At 74.5% G+C, this 1,832-nt stretch carries 1 protein-coding gene; it reads left to right on the forward strand.

All coding sequences use genetic code 11. The features are described 5' to 3' along the window. The coding region (locus tag E4U92_RS35635) for a condensation domain-containing protein (protein ID WP_241681812.1) at nucleotides 1-1,832 on the forward strand (1,832 nt) is incomplete at both ends.

The raw sequence follows: 1,832 nt of genomic DNA on the forward strand, positions 1-1,832 counted from the left end.
CCCACCCGGAACCGACCTCGACGCCTCGGACGTCAAGCGGTGGCTGCGCGAGCGGATGCCCGACCACATGGTCCCGGCAGCGGTCATGGTCGTGGACCGGCTGCCGTTCACCCCGAACGGCAAACTCGACCACCGGGCGCTCCCCGCACCGCGGTTCGCGGTGAAGGAGCAGGGCCGTCCGCCACGGACGCCCGAGGAGACCGCACTCTGCGAGCTGTTCGGCGAGGTGCTCAACACCGGCCGCCCGGTCACCCTCGACGACGACTTCTTCGACCTCGGCGGGCACTCCCTGCTCGCCGCCCGCCTCACCCACCGCGCCAACCACACCCTCGGCAGCCGTCTCACCATCCGCGACGTCTTCCAGGCACCCACCGTCGCCGACCTCACCACCCGCATCACCGCAGGGCAGGAGGCCGGGGCACGGCCCGGGCCGGTCTTCACCGCCGGGTCCGGCCGGCCGGCGCGGGTCCCGCTGTCGGGGGCGCAGCGACGGCTGTGGCTCCAGGCGTCGGTGGACGGTCCGGGCACCGCGTACAACGTGCCGCTGTGCGTACGGCTGGAGGGTGCCGTGGACCAGGAGGCGCTGCGCGCCGCCGTCCGCGACGTGGTGCGGCGCCACGAGGTGCTGCGCACGGTGATCGCCCAGGAGGAGGGGGACGCGGAGCCCTGGCAGCGGGTCCTGGACGCCGACGGGCCGGACGCGCTCGCGTTCGAGGTGGCCGCCTCCTCCGAGGAGCGGATCGAGGAGGACCTGCGGGCCGCCGCGGCCCACGTGTTCGAGCTGACCCGCCGGCCGCCGCTGCGGGTGACGCTGTTCGAGCTGGCCGCCGGGGAGCGGTACGTCCTGTCGCTGGTCCTGCACCACATCGTGACGGACGGGCAGTCCGTGCGGCCCCTCTTCGACGACCTCACCGAGGCGTACCGGGCCCGTCGCGCGGGCGGGGTCCCGGCGTGGCGTCCGCTGCCGGCGCAGTACGCGGACTGGGCGCACTGGCAGCGTCACACCCTGGCGGAGACCGGCGCGCTGGAGGACGACCTGGCGTACTGGAAGGAGGCCCTGGCCGGACTGCCGGAGGAACTGGGGCTCCAGCTCGACCGGCCGCGCCCGGCCCGGGCGGGCCACCTCGGCGGTGCGGTACCGGTCGAGTTCGGGCGTGACCTCATGGACGGTGTACGGGAGTTGGCGCGGCGGGAGCGCTGCACGCCCTTCATGGTGCTGCACGCCGCGCTGGTCGCGACGCTCACCCGGCTGGGGGCCGGCACGGATCTGCCGGTCGGCTCACCGGTGGCCGGCCGCTCGGCGGAGGAACTGCGCGGCCTGGTCGGCTTCTTCGTGAACACGCTGGTGCTGCGTGTCGACGCGTCGGGCGACCCGTCGTTCCGTGAGCTGCTCGGCCGGGTGCGGGGGACGGACCTGGACGCCTTCGCCCATCAGGACGCGCCCTTCGACCGGGTGCTGGAAGCGGTCAACCCGGTGCGGTCGCTCGCGCGGCACCCGCTGTTCCAGGTGTGCCTGGCGCTGGAGGACGGCACGGACTGCGCCGTCGAACTGCCGGGCACGGCACGGACGTACGCCCGGGTGGTGGACACCCCGACCGCCAAGTACGACTGGGAGTTCCTGCTGCGGGACGACCCGGCGGCCGGCCTCGCGGGAGCGGTCCTGTACAGCGCGGAGATCTACGAGCCGGCGACGGCCCGGCGGATGGTCCGGGCGTTCCGGACGGTCCTGGAGCACGTACTCGCCGATCCCGACGGGGCGTTGAGCACGGTGGACGTGTGCGACGCGGAGGAGCGGGTGCGGGTGGTGGAGCGGTGGAACGACACCGCCGCCC

It is taken from the genome of Streptomyces galbus (assembly GCF_005280195.1).
Taxonomy (GTDB): domain Bacteria; phylum Actinomycetota; class Actinomycetes; order Streptomycetales; family Streptomycetaceae; genus Streptomyces; species Streptomyces galbus.